We start from the raw sequence: 18043 nt of genomic DNA, 5'->3' as shown, positions 1-18043 counted from the left end.
GTCTGGGACAATGCGCCCCATCATGCTGCAGTTCGACCTCCTCAAAACCGACCCCTCCAGCCACGCACGCCGTGGCCAGCTCACGCTCAACCACGGTGTGGTGCAGACCCCCATCTTCATGCCCGTGGGCACCTATGGCACCGTCAAGGGCGTCATGCCGCGCAGCCTGCACGACATGGGCGCGCAGATCATTTTGGGCAACACCTTCCACCTGTGGATGCGCCCGGGCCTCGACGTGATGCAGAGCTTTGGCGGCCTGCACGGCTTTGAGAAGTGGGACAAGCCCATCCTCACCGACTCCGGAGGTTTCCAGGTCTGGAGCCTGGGCGCCATGCGCAAGATCACCGAAGAGGGCGTGACCTTTGCCAGCCCCGTGAATGGCGACAAGCTCTTCATGTCGCCCGAGGTGAGCATGCAGATCCAGACCACGCTCAACTCCGACATCGTGATGCAGCTCGACGAGTGCACGCCGTACGAGACCAAGGGCCACAAGACCACCGAGGCCGAGGCGCGCAAAAGCATGGAAATGAGCCTGCGCTGGGCAAAACGCAGCCAGGACGAATTCCACCGCCTGAACAACCCGAACGCCCTCTTTGGCATCGTGCAGGGCGGCATGTTCAAGAACCTGCGCCAGGAGTCTCTGGAGCGCCTGGTGGAGATGGACTTCCCCGGCTACGCCGTGGGCGGCGTGAGCGTGGGCGAGCCCAAGGACGAGATGCTGGACATCATGGCCCACACGCCCCACCGCCTGCCCGCACACAAGCCCCGCTACCTGATGGGCGTGGGCACGCCCGAGGACCTGGTGCAGGGCGTGGCCGACGGTGTGGACATGTTCGACTGCGTGATGCCCACCCGCAACGCACGCAACGGCACGATGTTCACGCGCTTTGGCGACCTGAAGATCCGCAACGCCCGCCACAAGGCCGACCACAAGCCCATGGACACCAGCTGCACCTGCTACGCCTGCGCCGGCAGCTCGGGCGTGTCGTGGGACAACGGCGGGCGCGAAGGCTTCTCACGTGCCTACCTGCACCACCTGGACCGCTGCGGCGAGATGCTGGGCCCCATGCTTACCACTGTGCACAACCTGCACTACTACCTGAACCTGATGCGCGAGGTGCGCGAGTCGCTGGAGGCCGGCACCTTCGCCCAGTTCCGCGCACAGTTCAAGGCCAACCGGGCGCGCGGCGTGTGAGCTGCGGAGATGCCTCCCGCCAGATTGCTATGTTTTACATAGCGCCTCAGGCATGATCCACTAGCGCATCGGGCCAAAATCATTCCAAAACTCCTGCGTCACCTGCTGCACTGGCATCTGCGGGCCCTCACTGGCCTTGGCAGCGGCCTGCTGGCGCTGCTGATCCTGTTCGAGGAATGGGGCTGGGAGCCTCTGCAGCGCCTGCTGGCGCGCATCGGCCGCTGGCCGGGGCTGCGCTGGGTCGAAGGCTGGGTGCGCTCCCTGCCGCCCTGGGCTGCGGTGGCCTTGTTTGCGTTGCCTACGGCCTTGCTGCTGCCGATCAAGCTGCTGGCGCTCTGGGCCATCGGGCGCGGGCATGTGGTGCTGGGCATGCTGGTGATCGTGTTGGCCAAGGTGGTGGGCACGGCGGTGGTGGCGCGGCTGTTCACCCTCACGCAGCCTGCGCTCATGCAATTGCGCTGGTTTGCCTGGACCCACGCGCACTGGATGCAGCTCAAGCATGCCGTCCTGGAACGTGCCCGCGCCTCGTGGGCCTGGCGCGTGGCGCGGGTGATCCAGCGGCAGTGGAAGAAGCGGTGGCGCCAGCGCTGAGGACCAGCCCCCCCCGGCATCCACCCTGCGCCGCGCTGGCATCTGTCACCTGTCACTTCTTTCGGCCACCATACGGGGGACAGAGACCACCCGATCTGATCCGCTCCAACAACTGCCATCACACGACCGCCACGCAGCGCCATGGGTTTACAGCTTGACCTCCCCACCGTCCTCCTGCTCTACAAGACCGCCCTGGTCGCCGGCGCGCTGAGCATCTTCCATGTCAGCCGGCATTCCTGCCGTCCGCAAGGGCTCCGGCCGCTGTCGGCGGCCTACCTGCTTCTGGCCGTCGGCGCCGAGCTGGCGGGCCAGGGCGAGTACCAGGTGCTACCCCAGTGGCTGTGGACGCACACCAGCCTGCTGCTGGGCACGCTGGGCTACATGCTGGTCTGGGCCAGCGTGCGGACCCTGAGCGGGCGCCGGCGGGTTTCGTTGCCTCTGCTGGCGGCGGTGCCGGGCGGCTGGCTGGCGCTGGGCATCGCCACGCAATTTCCGCTCGACAACCTGCTGCGCGCGGGCGCCTTCCACCTGACGGCCGCGCTGGCACTGGCGGCGGCGGCCCACGAGGTCTGGCGCGACCGCCACACCGAGCCCCTGCCCTCGCGCGGGTTGCTGGCCGGGCTTTTACTAATTAGTGCCGGCCTGTTTGCACTGCAGCTGTTTCTCATCGCCACGCACGCCACCAGCCCGCTGGGGTTTGCCCGTGCGTTCTACGCGCAGATGTTCTGCCACTTCGGCGTAGCGCTCATGGTGTCGTCCCTGTCCAACGAGCGGGCCGAGGTGCGGCTGCAAAAGGTGGCCCAGACGGACACGCTCACCGGCATCGGCAACCGCCGCTGGCTCATGTCCATGCTGCCGGCGCAGCTGCCAGTGGGTAGCGCCATCGCGCAGCTGGACCTGGACCACTTCAAGCACATCAACGACCGCTTTGGCCATGCGGCGGGCGACCGCGTGCTGCGGGCAGCGGCCGAGGCCCTGGGCGGCGAGTTGCGGGGGTCGGACCTGCTAGCCCGCTGGGGCGGTGAAGAGTTTCTGGTGTACCTGCCCGACGCAACGGCAGAGCATGCGGCGGCCGTGGCCCAGCGCCTGTGCAGCGCGGTGCAGAACATCCGCCTCACAGAAGCGGGGGAGGGCATCCCCGTGACCGTGAGCATCGGCATGGTCTGCGTGACCTCTGGCGGCGGCAACTGGGCCGAATGGCTGGGCGCCGCCGACCAGGCGCTGTACGACGCCAAACACGCAGGCCGCAACCGCGTGGTGGTGGCCGCAGGGCGCCGGGCCTGATCCCGGCCTGCCGCACAATCCCGCCCCATGCCTACCGCCCTCCAAGCCCCCTTGAATGAAGCGCTGGAACTGGCCTTCAACCTGGCCCCCGTCGGCATGTGCGTGACGCGCGAGCGCTGCATCGAGATCTGCAACGACGCCTTTGCCCGCATGTTTGGCTACGAACAGGCCGAGCTGCTGGGCCAGCCGCTGGCGCCGCTGTATCCGTCGCTGGACGAATTCACCCACACCGGCAACCTGGGCCTGCCCGCCATGATGGACACCGGCAGCTACAGCGACGAGCGAGTGATGCGCCGCCGGGACGGCACTCTGTTCTGGTGCCATGTGGTGGGCCGCGCGCTGGACCGCGCCCAACCGTTTGCGCGCGCGGTGTGGATGTTTGAAGACATCTCGCACCGCCGGGTGGTCAGCACCCCGCTCACGGTGCGCGAGCGCGAGGTGGCGCAGCACATCGTCACCGGTGCCACCAGCAAGCAGATTGCCCGCCACCTCCACATCAGCCACCGCACGGTGGAGGCCCACCGGGGGCGGATCATGCGCAAGCTGGGGGCCACCAGCACGGGCGAATTGGTGGCCCTGCTGTTGGGCATGCCCTGACACCGGGGACAATCGGGGCCCGCACGCCTTCGCTGCCGACATGCCGCCCACCCTGCCCCGCCTCTTTGCCCCCGCCCGGACCGTTCCCCCGCCCGTGGCCTGGGCCGCCCTGGCGCTGCTGATCTTCACCGCCTGCCTGGTGGGCATCTTTGCGCGTCCCATCGGCTTTCTGTCGGCGTTCTGGCCTGCCAATGCACTGCTGCTGGGGCTGCTGGTGCGCTACCCCCACCTGGCACGGCCACCCGCCTGGGTGGCGGCCGCAGTGGGCTATGTAGCGGCCGACCTGGCTACCGGCAGTGCCTGGGGCATGGCCCTGTGGCTCAACGCCGCCAACCTGCTGGGCGCCACCGCCGGCTGGCTGGTGCTGCGGGGGCTGGACGAGCCCATCCTGCGGCTGCAGCGCACGGTGGCGGCGCTGTACCTGCTGCTGGCAGCGCTGGTTGCCAGCGCAGTGGGTGCGCTGGCAGGCTGCGGCGCGGCACCGGTGTATTTCGACTCCCCGTGGACGGACCTGCTGTCCCTGTGGTTCAGCACCGAGCTGATGAACTACATGCTCATCGTGCCCGTGGTGCTGGCCGCTCCGCGCGCGGCAGACCCGCCCTCGCACACCCCGGACACGCCGCTGTTCTGGCGTGTTGCGCCCGTCAGTTCGCTGGTGCTGGCCGAGGGCATCCGCACGCTCATCGGCGGGCCCGGCATGCTGGCTTTTGTGGTGCCAGGGCTGCTGTGGTGTGCGCTGAGCTACAGCGCCTTCACCTCCAGCCTGCTGTCGCTGGTGGTGTGCCTGTGGACCATGGCGGGCGTGGCCACCGGTGTGCTCAACTTCACGCCGGCCCATGCGGGCGATGTGTTCTCGTTGCGCGTGGGCGTCACGCTCCTGGCCCTGGGGCCTCTGGCCGTGGCCTGCGCCAGCGCGGCACGCGCCGAGGCCCTGCGCCGCCTGCACCATGCCGTGCGCCACGACGACCTGACGGGCGTGCTGGCACGCCGCGCGCTGCTCAAACAGGGCGATCGTCTGCTGGAGCGCTACCAGCGCGAATCCACCGGGCTGGCGGTGATGATGGTAGACGTGGACCACTTCAAGCAGGTCAACGACCAGCACGGACACGGCGCGGGCGACCGGCTTCTGGTCAGCATTGCCCAGACCATGCTGCGCGCGCTGCGCGCCGACGACGTGCTGGGTCGCATGGGGGGCGAAGAGTTTGCCGCCGTGCTGCCCGGCGTGTCCCCCACCGAGGCCCAGGCCATTGCCGAACGGGTGCGCAGCGCCGTGGAACGGCAGGCGCTGGACGCGACGCAGGGCGGCCCCCAGCGGGCCACCGTCAGCATCGGCCTGGTGCACAGCGCCACTCTGGGTGCGGATGCCGACATGGACACCTTGCTGCTGGCCGCCGACACGGCCCTGTACCGCGCAAAGGCCGAGGGGCGCAACCGGGTGATGGTGGGCTAGGTCAGCGTTGTCGGCGCCGCTCTGCGGCCCGCCTCACTCCTGCGCCAGTTTCACGCCCGCCCCGGTGCCGCAGGCATGGCAGAACCGTGCAAACGCGCTCTTGCGGGTGCTGCAGTGGCCGCAGTGGTCGAACAGGCCGATGCCGCAGTGCGGACAAAAATCGATCTTCTCGTTTTTCAGGTCCACGGGCCGCTCGCAGCCGGGGCACACGCTCTTGGCCAAGCGGGCCAGAGCCACGTCGTAGCTCAGTTCCTTGCGGCGCTCCTGGTCGGGCAAGGCCTCGGCCAGCTTCTGGCGCTCCAGATAGCGGTTGAGCGCCTGGATCGCATAGCGCCCCACCACAGCCGTCACGGCAATGCCCACCACGTAGCGCACGTAACCGCCGTAGCTCGGCAGGTAGGGCACTAGCTCCACAAAGAAGGCAAACAGCGCAAAGAAGATGAAGCCCCACACAAACGGCCAGTAGGTACTCTTGCGCTTCTTGACGAACAGCCAGCCGGCTGCGGCCAACAGCGGCAGCGTGAGGGCCAGGCGGTACAGGAACACGCGCAGCTCGACCTTGCGGCGCTCGGCCCCGAGCTTCACGTAGCCGTCGGACTCCATCTGATTGAGCTGCTCCTGCCGGGCGGCCGCCGCCTGGCGGGCATCAAGGGCGGCCTGCTGCTGCGTCTCCACCGCCTGCTGGGCCTTGCGCTCCACCAGCTTGAGGGCGTCGAGCGCCTGGGTGCGTGCGATCACCTCGGGGTCCTGGTCGGCCCGCTGCGTGGCGCTGCGCGTGGACAGCCAGTTGTTGAAGCTCTCTCGCTCGGCCTGCACCTCACTGCGCACCTTGCTGCGCTGCAGCTGGGCCTGCTCCAGCGCGGTCTGCGCGTCCTGTTCGGCCTGGCGCGCCGTTTTGACCTCGGCACGCAGCTTGTCGGCTGCGGCTTTGTCCAGAAAGTCGTCCACGCGCAGCGGGGTTTCGACCTTGGGTAGGTCGCCCACGATGGTGCCGCCCAGCCCGATGAGAAAGCTGGCAAACACCAGCGCCACCAGCCACAGGCCACGACGGAACCATTTTTCGGACAGTCTCAGGGACTTGCTCATGTTCTTCTCCTCGGTGGCGCCGGGCGCCGGGGTTGGGTGCACCCTGCAGCGCACCGGAAAATGCTCTTCTTTTTATAGCTACTAGCGCATGTATTGATTGCGCTTTCTGGCGTTTTGATTCAATTTTTGATGGTCAGCACCACCGGTGCGGCCGCCAGCTGGGTGCGCTGCATCCAGGCCAGCACCGAGTCAACGGTCACGGTCTCGATGCGGTCCGAGAACCGCTTTTCGTTCGGATGGTCGTCAAACGCAATATTGGCCGACCCCACCCGCCCGCCCATGCGCGTGAGCGGGCCCAGCCTGAGCGTGGTGGGCTCGTAGCCCTTGAACTGCAGCCAGGCCTGTGCCTGGTCGCGCGAGCGCACGGTGCTGGGCTCCATGGCCATCGCCAGGGTCTCCAGCGCCCACTGGTTGGACTGCTGGTACTTGCGGCCCCACGCGTAGCTGACCATGCTGTAGGGCGGGTGCTGCAGCGCCTTGGTGCGGCCCTTGTCCTGCAACACGGCCAGCAGGCGCTGCTGCACCTCGGGCGTGGGCACGGCGTACACGGCCTCGTAGCGCCACAGGTCGTCCAGGAAGAATTCGCCCAGGCCCTGGCGGTACAGGTGCCCCACGGCCGTGCCACATTCGTTGAGCTTGTGCGCCACGCGCCAGGGGCCTTCGGCCGTCTTGTAGGCCCAGCCCATGTGCGAATAGCGCAGGCCGTATTTGGAGAGGTCCTGCCCTGCGCGGGCCAGCGCCACCACCTGAGCGCCCGACCTGGCATGTTCGGCATCCAGCGCGACCGAGGTCTGCTCGGCCAGCTTCATGCCGCGCTCGATCACCTGCGGGGGCACGGGCTTGCGGGATTCGCAGGAGCGGCCCGCCTGGGCCGGGGTGGTGGCCAGCAGCGCGGCACCGGCGAGGAACACCATGCCCACCACGGCAGGGATGCGCTGGGCGGGGCTGCGGCCAAGGTTCAGGGCTTTCAACATCGTGCCGCTCCTCAAAGACGCTCGTTGTGCAGCAGCGCACGGCCGATGGCGTTGGGCACAAAGGCAATCGCCTCGCCCGCTGCCGACAGGATCACGCCCGTGCCGATCACGCTGCAGGTCACCACCGTGCCCACCGCATAGGCTGAGCCCGCAACGCCGCGCCCCACCACCTCCACACTCACCTGGGCGCCGTCCGAGGCACGCTCCAGCAGGTACACCGTGCCCACGGCCGAGGCCTCCACCGCCCGCACCGTCAGCACCGCGCCACCCACAGACAACGCGGCAGGCACTGCTACCACGGCGCCCGCAGCAGCGGAAGCCACAGACGCCGTGCCCACCACCGAGGCCACCGACAACAGCGACAGCGCGGCAGAGGCCTCGCTTTGGGCCCGGGCCGGCGCAGCAGCCACCAGGGCCGCACACACCACCCCAGCGGCCAGCAGAGCGCGGGGCAGGCGAGCGGTAGAGCCCCACGAAGAAAACATGGCATTCATCATCATTCACTCCTCAAGGTACGGCCCACCCCCACACCCAAAGTGCGAGAGAGACCGGGTCAAAAGACCAGACAGAAATTCATCCACAACGGCGGCTGGTTGCCGCCTGTGCACACCGGGTGCAATCAGCTCGCGCTGCTGTTCTGGGCAGCGGCCTGGGCGGCTTCGCGGCGGCCTTGCAGGCGGGCGTCCATCAGATCAGCCTCGTGGCGATCGCGCAGCATCTTGGCCAGCGTGAAGGCGGTGGTGATGAGGTAAAGCCAGCTCACGCCCAGAAACGCCTTGTAGGTCACGTTAATGTCCATGCTCATCAGGCCCCAACCCGTGAGGCCCATGGCCACCGCAAAGCCGCCCCACACCACCAGCTTCCACATAGGGGTGTCGCCACCGCCACGGCGCGAAGCGCTTTCGTTGTCCCGCACAAACTTGGCCAACACAAACGCGGCCGAGAGGCAGAACACGTAGCCCATCACCATGAAGGCCTGCTCCAGTTGCTCGCCAGGCAGCCATGCCAGGCCCACGGCACACAGGAAAACCGCGATGCCGAACGAGACCCACACCTGCAACTGCCAGGCCTTGGTGTCACGCTGAACAACGATGGGAGAAGAAGACATTGCAGTGGTGCCCCGGGGGGCGTTGGTTGAACACGGAGCGAATGGTGCCCAGACGTAACTTGCGTGTCTGCATTGAACCGTAACAGTGGCTACCCGCAGGCTATCCGGTATCGTTTTACGGTACTTTTTCTCAGAAAATTCGGTGCAAGCCGTTGTTCAGGCCCTACGCGGCCCTCGCCACGCACCTGCGCGACAGAGGCAGCAGGCACGGCCACAGAGAATGGCGGCCTCTCCGGGCAAGGCAACTTCTGCCTGCCCCCAGACCTTGTACTTCTGACGAACGGAGCCCCCACCATGACCAAACCTTTTGACCTCGTCGTCCACGGCGCCACCGGCTTCACCGGCCGCCTGGTGGTCGAATACCTGCTGCAACGCTACCCCGCTGGCAGCGGCCTGCGCTGGGCCATGGGGGGCCGCAATGCCGACAAACTCGCCGCCGTGCGCGACGAAGTGGGCGCCCCCGCCGACACCCCACTGGTCGTGACCGACACCAGCGACCCCGCCAGCCTGCAGGCGCTGATGGACGCCACGCGCCTGGTGCTGACCACCGTAGGCCCCTACCAGCTGTATGGCAACGAACTGGTGGCCGCCTGCGCCAAGGCCGGGGTGGACTATGTGGACCTGTGCGGCGAGCCCGCCTGGATGCGCCAGATGATCGACGCGCATGAAGCCGCCGCCAAAGCCAGCGGCGCGCGCATCGTGTTCTCGTGCGGGTTCGACTCCATCCCGTTCGACCTGGGCGTGTTCCTGCTGCAAAAGGAATTCCGCCATCGTTTCGGCCACCCCGCCCCGCGCGTGCGCGGCCGGGTGCGCAAGATGAAGGGCACCTTCTCGGGCGGCACCGCGGCCAGCCTCAAGGCCACTATGGCTGCAGCCGCCAGTCAGCCCGGCGTGCTGGACCTGCTGAAAAACCCCTTCTCGCTCACCCCCGGGTTTGAAGGCCCGCGCCAGCCTTCGGGCAACAAGCCCATGGTGGACGAGGCTTTGGGCGATGGCGTCTGGGTGGCCCCGTTCGTGATGGCCGCCATCAACACGCGCAACGTGCACCGCTCCAACTTCCTGCTGCAGCACGCCTACGGCACCGACTTTGTCTATGACGAAATGCTCATCACCGGCCCCGGCGAAAAGGGCGAGGCCATCGCCAACGCGGTAGCCAGCGACAAGTCGCTGGGCTCGGACAAGGGCCCCAAGCCGGGCGAAGGCCCTTCGCGCGAGGAACGCGAGAACGGCTTCTACGATGTGCTGTTTTTGGGCACCGACGACGCAGGCCACACCCTGCGCGTGGGCGTGAAGGGCGACCGCGACCCGGGCTATGGGTCCACATCCAAGATGATCACCGAAGCGGCGGTGTGCCTGCTGCAGGATGCTTCCGAGACATCTGGCGGTATCTGGACCACAGCGCCCGCGCTGGGTGATAGGCTGATCGCGCGGCTGCAGGCCAATGCGGGGCTGAGCTTCGCAGTCGAGCCAGCGTAACGCCTTCGGAATTTCTCCATGGTCTGGTCTGTTTTCGTTCCACCCTGGTCCTGAAACGTCCGGCCACCGGGCCGCTCCATCCCCGAGAATGCAGGGCATGAACACTGCCCTGCGCCCCCGCGACCTCGCCCTGGCCCTGCTCGTCATCGTCGTCTGGGGCCTCAATTTCGCCGTCATCAAGGTGGGCGTGGCCGGTGTGCCGCCCCTGCTGCTGGGCGCGCTGCGCTATCTGCTCGCAGCCTTCCCCGCACTGCTGTTTGTCAAGCCGCCCAAGGTGCCGCTGAGGCTGTACCTGCTGTACGGCATGACCATGGCCGTGGGCCAGTTTGCTCTGCTGTTCACCGCCATCCACATCGGCATGCCCTCGGGCCTGGCATCGCTGGTGTTGCAGTCGCAGTCGTTCTTCACCCTGCTGCTGGCGGCGTGGTGGCTGCGCGAAAAATGGCATGGCAACCAGGTGGCAGGCCTCGCGCTGGCGGGCTGCGGGCTGGTGCTGATCGGCAGCGCGCATGGCGCCTCCATGCCCCTGGCAGGCTTTGCGCTGACCGTGGCGGCAGCCGCCATGTGGGGCTGCGGGAATATCGTCACGCGCGCTGTGGGGCGGTATGGGCCGATGAACCAGTTTGCCTTCATCGTCTGGTCCAGCGTAGTGGCGCCTCTGCCGTTTGTGGCGCTGTCGCTGTGGCTGGACGGGCCTGCCACGGTGTGGGCCGCCGTGCAGCATCTGTCCTTCCAGTCGATGGCCGCCGTGGCCTATATCGCGTGGATTTCGACGCTGCTGGGCTTCGGGCTGTGGACCTACCTCATGTCGCGCTACCCCGTGAACCGCGTGGCGCCGTTCACGCTGCTGGTGCCCGTGGTGGGCCTGACCACGGGCTGGGTGGCATTTGGCGAGCAGTTGCTGCCCGTGCACTTTGCAGGCGCCGGGCTCTTGATGGCGGGCTTGGTGGTCAACGTGTTTGGCGGCCCGGCCTGGGCGGCCATGATGGGACGGCTGCGCGGCGCCCAGTAAACGGTCGGTCGGACGCAGGCCGCTACATCGCCAGCGGCAATTCGGTGGTCGAGAGCACGTTGCGCAGCACCATGAACGAGCGGACCTGCCGCACCCCCGGCAGGTAGAGCAGCTGCTCGGCATGCAGGCGGTTGAAACTGTCGTTGTCGCGCGTGCGCACCAGCATGAAGTAGTCGAACTCGCCGGTGACCACATGGCATTCCATGCAGCCGGATACCTTGGCAGCCGCCTTTTCAAACTCGGCAAACGACTCGGGCGTGGAGCGGTCCAGCACCACCCCAATCATCACCAGCATGCCCGCACCCACCGCCTGGGGGTTGAGCAGCGCCACCACCTTATCGATGAGTCCCAGGCGCCTGAGGCGCTCCACCCTGCGCAGGCAGGCGGGAGGGCTCAGATGCACCTTCTCGGCCAGTGCCACGTTGGAGAGCGACGCATCACGCTGCAGCTGGCGCAGGATGGCTTTGTCGGTGCGGTCCAGCTCGGCCGAGACATCAGCCTGCGGCGCATTCTTGGGACGAACTTTTGTTGCGCTCATAGGTCACCCAGAGAAATATTTATCCCTCACATTCTGATCCATCAACCTGAAACACTGAAATTTTGGAAAATTTTGCAACCACTTGACGCGCGTGTTTTTCTACGATGAAGGCACTGCAAGCCCCCCGCTTGCGCCTTCTCTTCACCGACCGGAACACCGCCATGAACCTGCAGAAATTTGCCCGCCACCCGCTCACCTTCGGCCCCTCTCCCATCACGGCGCTGCCGCGCCTGTCGGCCCACCTCGGCGGCAAGGTGCACCTGTATGCCAAGCGCGAGGACTGCAACTCGGGTCTCGCCTTCGGCGGCAACAAGACGCGCAAGCTCGAATACCTGATCCCCGAGGCCATCGCAGGCGGCTACGACACGCTGGTCTCCATCGGCGGCATCCAGTCCAACCAGACGCGCCAGGTGGCCGCCGTGGCTGCACACCTGGGCATGAAGTGCGTGCTGGTGCAAGAGAACTGGGTGAACTACTCCGACGCGGTGTACGACCGCGTGGGCAACATCGAGATGAGCCGCATCATGGGCGCCGACGTACGCCTGGACGCAGCGGGCTTTGACATCGGCATTCGCCCCAGCTGGGAGCAGGCCATGGAAGACGTGAAGAAGGCTGGCGGCAAGCCCTTCCCCATCCCCGCAGGCTGCTCCGAGCACCCGTACGGTGGCCTGGGCTTTGTGGGCTTTGCCGAGGAGGTGCGCCAGCAAGAGAAGGAGCTGGGCTTCCAGTTCGACTACATCGTCGTGTGCTCGGTCACGGGCAGTACGCAGGCGGGCATGGTGGTGGGCTTTGCCGCCGATGGCCGTGCCCGCAAGGTGATCGGTATCGACGCCTCCGCCAAGCCCGAAAAGACCCATGCGCAGGTGCTGCGCATCGCGCAGAACACCGCCAAGCTGGTGGAGCTGGGCCAGGAGATCACGGCCGAGGACGTGGTCCTGGACACTCGCTACGGCGGCCCCGAGTACGGCCTGCCCAACGAGGGCACGCTCGAAGCCATCCGCCTGTGCGCCCGTCAGGAGGGCATGCTGACCGACCCGGTGTACGAGGGCAAGTCCATGCACGGAATGATCGACATGGTGCGCAAGGGCGAATTCCCCGAAGGCTCCCGCGTGCTGTACGCGCACCTGGGAGGGGTGCCGGCGTTGAACGCCTACAGCTTTCTTTTTCGCAACGGCTGATGCGTCCACGGAGCAGCAACGGCTGGCGCAGCTGGCCGGGCTGTCGTTGATCTGAGCGCCTGTTCGAAAGTGCCCTGGCCGCAAGGCCGGGCCCACCCGCTTCCCCGTCCCAAGGAGTCCCCATGAAGTGCTTGCAGCTTGTCAGTCGGCGTAGCGTGATCCTCGTGGCGGCAGCCGCCGCGGGGCTGGGACTCGGCACGTGGCGGCTCGCCCATGCCGACGGCTATCCCGCCAAGCCGGTGCAGTTGGTCGTGCCCTTTCCGCCGGGGGGCGCCGTGGACATCGTGGGCCGCACCATCAGCAAGAAGCTGGGCGACCGCCTGGGCCAGCCCATCGTGGTGGAGAACAAGGCGGGCGCGGGCACCGTGGTGGGCGCGGCGTATGTGGCCAATGCGCCTGCCGATGGCTACACGCTGCTGATCAGCTCCGGCTCCACCTTCACCGTAAACCCCGCGCTGAACGCCAAGCTGCCCTACGACCCCGTCAAAAGCTACGAGCCCGTCGGCCTCGTCGCCCGTGTGCCCCTGATTCTGCTGGCACACCGCGATGTGCCGGTCAACAACCTCCGGCAGCTGATCGCTGCCGTTCAGCGCACGCCCGACAAGTTCTCCTACGGCTCGTTTGGCAACGGAACCACGGGGCATTTCGCAGCCGAGCTGACCTGGTCGGCCGCGGGCATCAAGCTGATGCACGTGCCTTACCGGGGCAGCGCCCCCGCCATGGCCGACCTGATGGGCGGGCAGATCCCCTTCACCATCGACACCGTGGCGGCAGCGCTGCCACAGCTCAAGGCAGGCAAGATCAAGGCCATTGCCGTCACGGGCGCCACGCGGGCCACGCAGCTGCCCGACGTGCCTACCGTGGCAGAAAGTGGCTTCCCGGGGTTCTCGGCCGATTCCTGGCTGGCCGTGGTCGCGCCGCGCGGCCTGCCCGCCGAGGCGAAGGCCAAATTGCACAAGGCCCTGGCCGAGACCCTGGCGGACGCCGAAATCCGCAGCAAGCTCATCGCCGCAGGGCTGGAGCCGTCTTACGCCACGGGCGACGCCGTGCTGGCGCAGATCGAGGACGAGCTGCCACGCATGCGGGCGATTGCGCAACGGGCGCAAATTCGTGCGGAGTGAACGCAGCGCTCTTCCGGCGCCTCAGTCCCGCAGCCAGGTCAGCATGTGGGGATAGGCATCTGGACCGCCAGGCACCTGCTGCGCAGGCAGCAGGGTGAGCCCCGCAGCAGCCAGCCCCGAAGCCCCCAGGTACACCCCCAGCTCGAAAGCGGTGCGCAGCCCGGCGGACCGTCCGTGGTATCCGCCGTCGTGAAACAGCACCGCGGAATCCATCCCCAGGTGGCACAGCGCGGCCCACGCCCAGGCGGTGGCTTCGATCTCACCACCATGGGGCACTGCGGGCAGGTCCTGCAGTGCATCGTCCAGGGTGGGGCGCTGTGCGGCAGGCACCACCGCCAGGTGGCCAGCCTCGTGCAGCAGGTCACCGGGCCAGCGCAACCGCGCCCGGTCCACGCGCAGCCCGCCCCGCTCGATGCGGAGGCCAGGCAGAAAGCTGTCGTCTGGCACCTCGGCCTCGCAGACCGCAAGGCCGATGCTGCGCAGAAAATCCAGGATGCGATCTGTCAATCCACCGGGGTCCGCTGCCGGCACAGCCGCGATGGCAACGTCTGCCGTGCTCATGTCTGCAACAGGTCTGCCACCTGGCTGCGCAGCAGCGCGGGCTGCACGGCCTGAGATGCTACAGGACGGCCCACATTCAGCCCCACCCGGCTGTAGAACCCCCGGCGAAACGGCCGCACCATGGCGCCACCCTTTTCAATGCGGCTGAAGTACGAGCCCCACAGGTTGGTCAGCGCCATGGGGATCACCGGGGCCTCGACGCCCTCGGCCGTCGCCCGCTCGATGATCTTCATGATGCCGCCCTTGAACTCCTGCAACTGCCCGTCCTTGGTTATTCCACCTTCAGGAAAGATGGCCAGCAGGTCGCCTTCGCGCAACACCTGGGCCGCGCGGTCAAAGGCCGCTTCGTAGGTCTTCGGGTCTTCCTTGTAAGGCGCAATCGGGATGGCCTTGGCCAGGCGGAACAGCCAACCCAGCACGGGCACGCGGAAGATGCGGTGGTCCATGACAAAGTAGATGGGGCGCGGGCTGGCCGCCATGAGCAGCACCGCATCCACAAAGCTCACGTGGTTGCACGCCAGGATGGCCGCGCCGGTGGACGGCAGGTTCTCGTCGCCTTGCACCTTGAAGCGGTACACGAACCGCGAAGACACCCAGGCGACGAAGCGCAGCAGGTACTCGGGCACCAGCATGAAGATATAGAACGCCACCACGGCGTTGGCCAGGCCGGTGAACAGGAAAATCTGCGGCACCGTGAAACCCGCGCCCAGCAAAGCGCCTGCGATGAGCGAGCTGCCGATCATGAACAGCGCGTTCAGGATGTTGTTGGCCGCGATGATGCGCGCACGGTGCGTGGGCTGGCTGCGCATCTGGATCAGTGCATACATGGGCACGCTGTACAGGCCCGCAAACAGGCTGAGCAGCGCCAGGTCGAGCATCACGCGCCAGTGCGCGCCCTGGGCCATGAAGGCGGCCAGGCCCATGATCTCGGACGCCGGCAGGCTGCGCGACGCGAAGTACAGGTCGATGGAGAACACGCTCATGCCGATGGCGCCCAGCGGCACCAGGCCGATCTCGACATGGCGGCGCGAGAGCACCTCGCACAGCAGCGAGCCCACACCAATGCCGATGGAGAACACCACCAGCAGCAGCGACGCCACCTGCTCGTTGCCATGCAGCACGTTTTTGGCCAGGCTGGGGAACTGGCTCAGGAACACCGCGCCAAAGAACCACATCCAGCTGATGCCCAGCAGCGAGCGGAACACCACAATGTTCTCGTGCGCCAGCTTGAGGTTGCGCCAGGTTTCGGTGAAGGGATTCCAGTTGATGGTCAGGCCCGGATCGGTGGCCGGCACCGAGGGGATGAACTGCGCCACCGCGCGCCCGACCAGTGCAGCCACCACACAGGCCACGGCCACCGTGGTGTGGCCGATGCCCGGGATGGCCACCAGCAGTCCACCCGCCACATTGCCCAGCAGGATGGCCACAAACGTGCCCATCTCGACCATGCCGTTGCCGCCCGTCAGCTCACGCTCGTTGAGCACCTGGGGCATGTAGGCAAACTTGACCGGCCCGAACAGCGTGGAGTGCACGCCCATCAAGAAGGTGCACAGCAGCAGGATGGGGATATTGCCCGCGATGAAACCCACGGCCGCCACCAGCATGATGGCGATCTCCAGGTTCTTCACGAAGCGGATCATCTTCGTCTTGTCGTACTTGTCGGTCAGCTGGCCCGACGTGGCCGAGAACAGCAAGAACGGCAGGATAAAGAGCGCGCCGATCACCAGCCCCGCCATGGCCGGCGGCAGCCAGTCCACACTGAGCTGGTAGGTCACCATCACCGTGAAGGCGAACTTGAAAAGGTTGTCGTTGGCCGCCCCAGAGAACTGGGTCCAGAAAAATGGCGCAAACCGCCGCTGGCGCAGCAAGGCAAACTGGTTCGGGTCCTCGTGCGTGGGCGCGGGGGCCACGCTGGTGGAGGCGGTGTCGGGGCTCATGCGTTTCTCCTCGTTTCCGATGGGTTGGCTTGTTGGAATTTTCCGGACCTGCGCTTCATGCGCCGGATCTGCGGGCGACACCCACGGCGTGGGCGCCATTCTGCCCGGACGGCATGACCGCCGCGTCACTGTGGCGCAAAGCCACCAGCGACCCCAGTGCCGTCAGCACCGGCCAGGCCGCGCCCGCCGCCAGCACATGCTTGAGGCTGTGGCCTGACACCCATCCGCCCGTGGCCTCGAACACCGAGTGGTCTGCCGCCTCCAGCAGCTTGGCCAGGGCGTACAGCACCACCACCACGCCCAGGTGCAGCGCCAGGCCATCGACCCGGCGTGGAAGGCATGCCAGCACCAGCACCACCAGCAGACCGCCCAGTTGCACCACGGCCCAGGGCAACAGGTTGCCGGTGTGCACCCAGACCCACACGGCCATCGGCCCGGCCAGCAGCACGGTGCCAGCGGCGGCCACGCCCGCCCGCGCGCTCACCCGGCTGGCAGCCGCCAGACCCAGCAGCCCCGCAAAGGGCAGCACCATGCCCAGACGGTCCCACAGCAGGCCCGCGTCCTGCGGTTGCCAGTGGTACAGCGCCGAGCCTGCGGCAGTGCACAGCAGCCCGCCAAAGAACAGCGCTGCCAGCGCACGGGAGGTGGCGTCCAGCGCGCCCGGCGGCACACGGCGCAGCTCCCACCAACCCCATGCACCTGCCAAGGCAAAGGCCAGGTTGCTCAACACATCGAGCGCACAGGGAATGCCCCACAGCGTGCGCTGGTCGGCAAAGTCATGCTGGTGCTGACTGGCGGGCAGCCCCGGGCCAAACAGCGCCAGCGCGAGCAGCGTGGCCACGCCCAGCAGCAGGCCGGTTTCGGCACAGGACAGGCGCGGCAGCGTTGGCAGGCCGCGCAAACGAAGGGGAGTCACAGAAGCAATACGCATCACACACACCGTAGAAAGTGAACGATGCCGCGCAGTGTGGGCAGCGGCCGCATCGGCCGCCTCAAAAAGTCGCGCAAGGGGCTACCCACGCACCTGCGGGTATTGATAATCGATACCCAGGAGCCCCGCACCATGAGCACGACCGCCGACCTCGTCACCGCCCTGAAAAAAGAACTCAAGACCGCGCAGATGACCTACGCCGACCTGGCGCAGGCGCTGGGCATGGCCGAGTCCAGCGTCAAGCGCATGCTGGCCAAGGGCGACATGCCGCTGTCGCGCATCGACGCAATCTGCCGCGCGCTGGCGCTGGACTTTGCCGACCTGGCGCGGCGCGTGGCCGACGAGCAGCCCTTGCTGAAAGAGCTGACCCACGAGCAGGAAAAAGCCGTGGTGGCCGACAAGAAGCTGCTGCTGATGGCGATCTGTGTGCTGAGCCAGTGGACGCTGGAGCAGGTGACCGGCTACTACCGCCTGACGGACGCCGAAGGCATCAAGTACCTGGCGCAGCTGGACCGCATCGGCATCATCGAGCTGCGGCCGCTCAACCGCTACCGCCTCAAGCTGGCCAAGACCTTCCGCTGGCGCCCACATGGCCCGGTGATGAACTACTTCCGCGACCATGCGCTGCTGGACTACTTTGCGGGCGGCTTTGACGGACTGGGCGAAGGCGTGCTGCTGGTGCACGGCAACATCAGCCGCAGCCTGGCGCCCGCCTTCATGGAGCGCATGCAGCGCGTGGCGCAGGACTTTGCCCAGCAGCACCTGGCCGACCAGAAGCTGCCCGACCGCGAGCGCGAGGGCTACACCCTGCTGCTGGCCATGCGCAGCTGGGAGTTCGAGGCGTTTGCCAGCATGCGGCGGTAAGCCTGCCGTCGATTTCGCGGGCCCCTGCAAGCGGCAGCCGTCGCTGCCAGCCAACTTCTGCCCTTGGTTGAGCGCAGCGGCCGCCTCACAGGTGCGCGGACTGACTGCAGTGCCATGAACCAGCCTCCAATCACTATCTT

Annotated in this window: 18 protein-coding genes; 10 read left to right on the top strand and 8 right to left on the bottom strand. The window is 67.1% G+C overall.

Features of this window, described 5'->3' with window-relative positions; genetic code table 11:
• Window positions 1-22: 22 nt before the first annotated feature.
• The 5 genes from tgt (at window position 23) to ASD75_RS21540 (ending at window position 5117) form a co-directional block, all read left to right on the top strand.
• Window positions 23-1195: a tRNA guanosine(34) transglycosylase Tgt gene (gene tgt, locus ASD75_RS21560; protein ID WP_056748090.1), complete on the top strand. Its 1173-nt coding sequence runs from the start codon at window positions 23-25 to the stop codon at window positions 1193-1195.
• A gap of 252 nt (window positions 1196-1447) precedes the next feature.
• Window positions 1448-1786, top strand: a complete 339-nt coding sequence (locus tag ASD75_RS21555) for a hypothetical protein (RefSeq protein ID WP_233250604.1) — start codon at window positions 1448-1450, stop codon at window positions 1784-1786.
• A gap of 141 nt (window positions 1787-1927) precedes the next feature.
• Window positions 1928-3070 carry a diguanylate cyclase gene (locus ASD75_RS21550; RefSeq protein WP_056747933.1) on the top strand — a complete coding sequence of 381 codons (1143 nt, stop codon included), beginning with the start codon at window positions 1928-1930 and terminating at the stop codon, window positions 3068-3070.
• 27 nt (window positions 3071-3097) lie between these two features.
• On the top strand, window positions 3098-3667 hold the full coding sequence (locus tag ASD75_RS21545) for a PAS and helix-turn-helix domain-containing protein (protein WP_056065521.1): 570 nt from the start codon (window positions 3098-3100) through the stop codon (window positions 3665-3667).
• 40 nt (window positions 3668-3707) lie between these two features.
• The gene (locus ASD75_RS21540) at window positions 3708-5117 is read left to right on the top strand and encodes a diguanylate cyclase (protein WP_056747931.1); all 1410 of its coding nucleotides are present in this window, start codon (window positions 3708-3710) and stop codon (window positions 5115-5117) included.
• Window positions 5118-5150: 33 nt separating this feature from the next.
• On the opposite strand, the gene ASD75_RS21535 is transcribed toward ASD75_RS21540, so the two are convergent.
• The 4 genes from ASD75_RS21535 to ASD75_RS21520 all read right to left on the bottom strand — a co-directional run bounded on the left by ASD75_RS21535 (window position 5151) and on the right by ASD75_RS21520 (window position 8285).
• Window positions 5151-6203, bottom strand: coding sequence for a zinc ribbon domain-containing protein (locus ASD75_RS21535; protein WP_056747930.1), 1053 nt, complete (start codon window positions 6201-6203; stop codon window positions 5151-5153).
• A 119-nt stretch (window positions 6204-6322) separates the two neighbouring features.
• Window positions 6323-7117 carry a DUF2145 domain-containing protein gene (locus ASD75_RS21530; RefSeq protein ID WP_200947639.1) on the bottom strand — a complete coding sequence of 265 codons (795 nt, stop codon included), beginning with the start codon at window positions 7115-7117 and terminating at the stop codon, window positions 6323-6325.
• A gap of 71 nt (window positions 7118-7188) precedes the next feature.
• Window positions 7189-7674: a hypothetical protein gene (locus ASD75_RS21525; RefSeq protein ID WP_200947634.1), complete on the bottom strand. Its 486-nt coding sequence runs from the start codon at window positions 7672-7674 to the stop codon at window positions 7189-7191.
• 122 nt (window positions 7675-7796) lie between these two features.
• Window positions 7797-8285, bottom strand: a complete 489-nt coding sequence (locus ASD75_RS21520) for a YiaA/YiaB family inner membrane protein (RefSeq protein WP_056747925.1) — start codon at window positions 8283-8285, stop codon at window positions 7797-7799.
• Window positions 8286-8579: 294 nt separating this feature from the next.
• Between ASD75_RS21520 and ASD75_RS21515 the strand changes: the two genes are divergently transcribed.
• Together ASD75_RS21515 and ASD75_RS21510 are read left to right on the top strand one after the other, a co-directional pair.
• Window positions 8580-9761: a trans-acting enoyl reductase family protein gene (locus ASD75_RS21515; RefSeq protein ID WP_056747923.1), complete on the top strand. Its 1182-nt coding sequence runs from the start codon at window positions 8580-8582 to the stop codon at window positions 9759-9761.
• Window positions 9762-9858: 97 nt separating this feature from the next.
• The gene (locus ASD75_RS21510) at window positions 9859-10773 is read left to right on the top strand and encodes an EamA family transporter (protein WP_056748087.1); all 915 of its coding nucleotides are present in this window, start codon (window positions 9859-9861) and stop codon (window positions 10771-10773) included.
• Between the two features lie 22 nt (window positions 10774-10795).
• Here the strand turns inward: ASD75_RS21510 and ASD75_RS21505 are convergent, their stop codons facing one another.
• The gene (locus ASD75_RS21505; RefSeq protein WP_056747922.1) at window positions 10796-11311 is read right to left on the bottom strand and encodes an Lrp/AsnC family transcriptional regulator; all 516 of its coding nucleotides are present in this window, start codon (window positions 11309-11311) and stop codon (window positions 10796-10798) included.
• A gap of 161 nt (window positions 11312-11472) precedes the next feature.
• Between ASD75_RS21505 and ASD75_RS21500 the strand changes: the two genes are divergently transcribed.
• Both ASD75_RS21500 and ASD75_RS21495 read left to right on the top strand, forming a co-directional pair.
• Window positions 11473-12489, top strand: a complete 1017-nt coding sequence (locus ASD75_RS21500; protein ID WP_056172646.1) for a 1-aminocyclopropane-1-carboxylate deaminase — start codon at window positions 11473-11475, stop codon at window positions 12487-12489.
• 122 nt (window positions 12490-12611) lie between these two features.
• Window positions 12612-13610 (top strand): tripartite tricarboxylate transporter substrate binding protein, encoded by a 999-nt coding sequence (locus ASD75_RS21495; protein WP_156401067.1) that lies wholly within the window; start codon window positions 12612-12614, stop codon window positions 13608-13610.
• Window positions 13611-13631: 21 nt separating this feature from the next.
• On the opposite strand, the gene ASD75_RS21490 is transcribed toward ASD75_RS21495, so the two are convergent.
• The 3 genes from ASD75_RS21490 to ASD75_RS21480 are packed head-to-tail and all read right to left on the bottom strand — an operon-like array spanning window position 13632 to window position 17039.
• Window positions 13632-14171 (bottom strand): hypothetical protein, encoded by a 540-nt coding sequence (locus ASD75_RS21490; protein ID WP_056747920.1) that lies wholly within the window; start codon window positions 14169-14171, stop codon window positions 13632-13634.
• Entirely contained in the window at window positions 14168-16108 is a 1941-nt protein-coding gene (locus tag ASD75_RS21485; protein WP_056747917.1) for an MFS transporter, read from the bottom strand. Before ASD75_RS21485 ends, ASD75_RS21490 begins: the two co-directional genes overlap by 4 nt.
• A gap of 55 nt (window positions 16109-16163) precedes the next feature.
• Window positions 16164-17039: a hypothetical protein gene (locus ASD75_RS21480; protein WP_235511670.1), complete on the bottom strand. Its 876-nt coding sequence runs from the start codon at window positions 17037-17039 to the stop codon at window positions 16164-16166.
• 132 nt (window positions 17040-17171) lie between these two features.
• Between ASD75_RS21480 and ASD75_RS21475 the strand changes: the two genes are divergently transcribed.
• Window positions 17172-17903, top strand: coding sequence for a helix-turn-helix transcriptional regulator (locus ASD75_RS21475; RefSeq protein ID WP_056065456.1), 732 nt, complete (start codon window positions 17172-17174; stop codon window positions 17901-17903).
• Window positions 17904-18043: the final 140 nt, after the last annotated feature.

Origin of the sequence: Acidovorax sp. Root568 (assembly GCF_001427445.1) — a bacterium.
Lineage (GTDB): Bacteria > Pseudomonadota > Gammaproteobacteria > Burkholderiales > Burkholderiaceae_C > Acidovorax > Acidovorax delafieldii.
This window is presented reverse-complemented; position numbering and strand designations above follow the sequence as displayed.

Bases quoted from the DNA above. Each gene is read 5' to 3' on its own strand.
- tgt (WP_056748090.1), top strand. From the start codon at position 23: ATGCTGCAGTTCGACCTCCTCAAAACCGACCCCTCCAGCCACGCACGC.
- ASD75_RS21550 (WP_056747933.1), top strand. From the start codon at position 1,928: ATGGGTTTACAGCTTGACCTCCCCACCGTCCTCCTGCTCTACAAGACC.
- ASD75_RS21545 (WP_056065521.1), top strand. From the start codon at position 3,098: ATGCCTACCGCCCTCCAAGCCCCCTTGAATGAAGCGCTGGAACTGGCC.
- ASD75_RS21540 (WP_056747931.1), top strand. From the start codon at position 3,708: ATGCCGCCCACCCTGCCCCGCCTCTTTGCCCCCGCCCGGACCGTTCCC.
- ASD75_RS21535 (WP_056747930.1), bottom strand. From the start codon at position 6,203: ATGAGCAAGTCCCTGAGACTGTCCGAAAAATGGTTCCGTCGTGGCCTG.
- ASD75_RS21530 (WP_200947639.1), bottom strand. From the start codon at position 7,117: ATGGTGTTCCTCGCCGGTGCCGCGCTGCTGGCCACCACCCCGGCCCAG.
- ASD75_RS21525 (WP_200947634.1), bottom strand. From the start codon at position 7,674: ATGATGAATGCCATGTTTTCTTCGTGGGGCTCTACCGCTCGCCTGCCC.
- ASD75_RS21520 (WP_056747925.1), bottom strand. From the start codon at position 8,285: ATGTCTTCTTCTCCCATCGTTGTTCAGCGTGACACCAAGGCCTGGCAG.
- ASD75_RS21515 (WP_056747923.1), top strand. From the start codon at position 8,580: ATGACCAAACCTTTTGACCTCGTCGTCCACGGCGCCACCGGCTTCACC.
- ASD75_RS21510 (WP_056748087.1), top strand. From the start codon at position 9,859: ATGAACACTGCCCTGCGCCCCCGCGACCTCGCCCTGGCCCTGCTCGTC.
- ASD75_RS21505 (WP_056747922.1), bottom strand. From the start codon at position 11,311: ATGAGCGCAACAAAAGTTCGTCCCAAGAATGCGCCGCAGGCTGATGTC.
- ASD75_RS21500 (WP_056172646.1), top strand. From the start codon at position 11,473: ATGAACCTGCAGAAATTTGCCCGCCACCCGCTCACCTTCGGCCCCTCT.
- ASD75_RS21495 (WP_156401067.1), top strand. From the start codon at position 12,612: ATGAAGTGCTTGCAGCTTGTCAGTCGGCGTAGCGTGATCCTCGTGGCG.
- ASD75_RS21490 (WP_056747920.1), bottom strand. From the start codon at position 14,171: ATGAGCACGGCAGACGTTGCCATCGCGGCTGTGCCGGCAGCGGACCCC.
- ASD75_RS21485 (WP_056747917.1), bottom strand. From the start codon at position 16,108: ATGAGCCCCGACACCGCCTCCACCAGCGTGGCCCCCGCGCCCACGCAC.
- ASD75_RS21480 (WP_235511670.1), bottom strand. From the start codon at position 17,039: ATGCGTATTGCTTCTGTGACTCCCCTTCGTTTGCGCGGCCTGCCAACG.
- ASD75_RS21475 (WP_056065456.1), top strand. From the start codon at position 17,172: ATGAGCACGACCGCCGACCTCGTCACCGCCCTGAAAAAAGAACTCAAG.